This window comes from Okeania hirsuta, assembly GCF_003838195.1.
Lineage (GTDB): Bacteria > Cyanobacteriota > Cyanobacteriia > Cyanobacteriales > Microcoleaceae > Okeania > Okeania hirsuta.
This window is the reverse complement of the sequence record NZ_RCBY01000452.1, coordinates 1-2,941: the sequence shown is the minus strand read 5'-3', so window position 1 is coordinate 2,941 and position 2,941 is coordinate 1. Positions and strand designations below refer to the sequence as shown.

Annotated in this window: 3 protein-coding genes and 1 pseudogene; 2 read left to right on the top strand and 2 right to left on the bottom strand. The window is 33.3% G+C overall.

Going from position 1 to position 2,941, the window contains the following annotated elements; translation table 11 throughout:
* Positions 1-332: pseudogene (locus D5R40_RS31640) on the bottom strand (hypothetical protein); the annotation flags it as partial.
* 156 nt (positions 333-488) lie between these two features.
* Here D5R40_RS31640 and D5R40_RS38500 point away from each other — a divergent pair.
* Both D5R40_RS38500 and D5R40_RS31635 read left to right on the top strand, forming a co-directional pair.
* Positions 489-680, top strand: a complete 192-nt coding sequence (locus tag D5R40_RS38500; protein ID WP_205127795.1) for a hypothetical protein — start codon at positions 489-491, stop codon at positions 678-680.
* A gap of 227 nt (positions 681-907) precedes the next feature.
* Positions 908-1,492, top strand: coding sequence for a PAP/fibrillin family protein (locus tag D5R40_RS31635; RefSeq protein ID WP_124155786.1), 585 nt, complete (start codon positions 908-910; stop codon positions 1,490-1,492).
* Positions 1,493-2,046: 554 nt separating this feature from the next.
* Here the strand turns inward: D5R40_RS31635 and fcmC are convergent.
* A complete protein-coding gene (gene fcmC, locus D5R40_RS31630; RefSeq protein WP_240039052.1) occupies positions 2,047-2,628 on the bottom strand; it encodes a filament morphology membrane protein FcmC in 582 nt (193 codons plus the stop codon).
* Between the last annotated feature and the right edge of the window lie 313 nt (positions 2,629-2,941).

Genomic DNA, 2,941 nt, shown 5'->3' with positions numbered 1-2,941 from the left:
ACTACAGGTTGTGGATTTACGGTTTCCTGTACCGTAGTTGGTTGTGGAACTACTGGTTGTGGATTTACTGTTTCCTGTACCGTAGTTGGTTGTGGAACTACTGGTTGTGGATTTACTGTTTCCTGTACCGTAGTTGGTTGTGGAACTACAGGTTGTGGATTTACGGTTTCCTGTACCGTAGTTGGTTGTGGAACTACAGGTTGTGGATTTACTGTTTCCTGTACCGTAGTTGGTTGTGGCACTACAGGTTGTGGATTTACTGTTTCCTGTACCGTAGTTGGTTGTGGCACTACAGGTTGTGATGGACTGTTTGTTTGTTGTTTTTCTTCCATATATCCTCAGTCAAGGAATTTTAGTAAGTCTATCCTAATATCTTTAGATTTACTCATCTCCTCTATCCAGTCTCTTGGATTTTAGGGGATTTTGTTTTAAATTTGCCAGCAAATAATATATATAAATGTTTTTCCTGTCCTTGTTTAACAGATTAGATGAATTTACTTGGATCAAATCTTGAAGAAGTAGTCAGTAGTAGGGGCGAATGGCCATTCTCCCCTACAGTAGGTTACAATGCTGTCGATAGGGGTGATAATCTCTATCAAACCTTATTTGCACCTCTTGTAAGATGGGAATCCATCAGGGAAAAGAGAATTTCAGAGGTTGAAAAAGAACAAGATGGATAATTTGGCACCAAAAAATAATATAAAATATAAAATTTTTAGATTCATTCAAACAAAGTAAAATTAATCTCAAGTAGTAAGCCGATCCAAATTTTTTGCTACTGTTAAGGATATCGTTAAAATTGCTTAAGACCCGGATACCCGAAGAATGTTTTTGAAATTTTCTTCTTCTGCAAATAAATGAAAATTGTCAGCTTAGAATCAACGCAGATTGACAATAAACAAAAATTATGATTTATAAATCCAGATTAATAGAAACACTTACAGGCAAAAATCGTGGTTTACTAGCAAGTAAAAATGACCAACAAGTAATTCTAGCAGCGATCGCTCAAGTAGAAGATTACAATCCAAACCCTTGTCCCTTTGAAGCAAAAGAACTATTAAATGGCAATTGGCGATTACTTTATACTACCAGTCAAGAATTACTACGCATTGATAGTTTTCCTTTCCTGAAACTAGGGGAGATTTATCAATGTATCCGAGTCCAAGATACGGCAATCTATAATATTGCTGAAGTATCTGGTTTGCCTTTATTAGAAGGAATAGTTAGTGTTGTTGCTCAGTTTGAAGCTGTTTCCGAAAAGCGAGTAAATGTTAAATTTAATCGTTCAATTTTAGGTTTACAAAGTTTAATAGGTTATCAATCACCTAATAGATTAATTGCTGAAATAGAATCAGGAAAAAAATTTACTGCTGTTGATTTTAAGATACAAAACCGAGAACAAAAGGGATGGTTAGATATTACATATTTAGATGAAGATTTACGCATTGGAAGAGGCAATCAAGGCAATGTATTTGTACTAACTAAAGTTTAAGGTAATATACTAACTAATTTTTGTGAATGATGAGGAATACAGTTCAAATATCTAAAAATTATTTTTACTTTATTTATAATTTCTCGATCATTTTTAATGATGAAATCCACTATACCTTATGTCAAAAATAAAAGCATTCTTAAGATGGTCTCCAAATTTATTTGTCTGCCTCTTATATGAAATCCTGTTATACAGTTATCGCACTTTCTACTGCCATTCAATGCAGACATAAAATTCCGGAATATCCCCAGATAATTCCCACTCTAATCCTTGCTTTTTCTTGACTCGGTCTTCCGCTGATCATACGATAACTAATTTCCGAAGAATATAGAAGACTATATTAATACTAATCATCAAAAAGAATGCTATGAACAGGAAATTGGCAAACTATGCAGTTCGAGAGTTTCTCCAATCTTATTTGGTACTTAATCTATGTAAATTAGTTTCTTTTTTTTCTTGCTTCTCTACTTCTTTGCCTTGACTATTTTGCCATTACTCACTCAAATTGGTGGGCATTATTTTTGTGAATTAAAGATATATTGAAGCATAATTAATTAGAACTCTTCTAACAGAGAACTTAAGCGCTGCAATAAAGGATCTGCATCAGTTGTAGATTGTTGAACAGATAAATCTTCTTCTGTTGGTTTAGTATTAGTAGGAGTTAATTCTTCTGACTCTTCTTGGGCTGATTTAGTAATAGGTATTTCTATCTGTGACAACTCTGTCTTAAAACTCTCCATAACTTCGATGAATTTAGCATCTAAATTTAATTGGATTTGAGTCAACTGTTGATGCAATTGATTCAAGTGTTTTTTTAACTCATTTTCATTAGATTGAACTGTATTATTAGATGTATTCAATTCATCAGAAACCAATTTTGTTTCTAACTCAGAAAAATGTTTGGTAAGCTTCTCATAAATTCTGTGCTCTAGCCTTTGTAAATTAGACGCAGATTTAGCTAATTCTGTCGATGATGAAGATACATCCAAAAATTGCCACAGAGCTTGTTTACAAAGATTGCTAAAAGTTCGATATTTTTGAGAATTTAACTCTTTTTCTATAGCTACCAATAATTGCTTATCTGCTGCCTCTTCGGTAAAAAAGACTTCTTTTTTCTGATTTTTTTCCCAAAGCATCAGGTAATATTTTTGTTAACTTAACACGGGGAAAGAGAAAATAAATTTTCTACTGTGCCCCGTTATTTTTTACTTCCAGACCTAGAAAAAACTACACAGGAACTCAGTGCGAGACTCAATTATATATAAACTAGATTTTAGCACCTGAGGTTATCTAAAATTGCTATGATTGTACACAGGTTCATTTCATTCTAGATTTTGACAATAAATTCATTGATTTTTAGACAGCGAAAGATAAATTTCCTAAAGCTGTAATTGAAGAAGGAGACAGGAGACAGCTATACTGGAGACAGGAGGAAAATTACATGGGGAT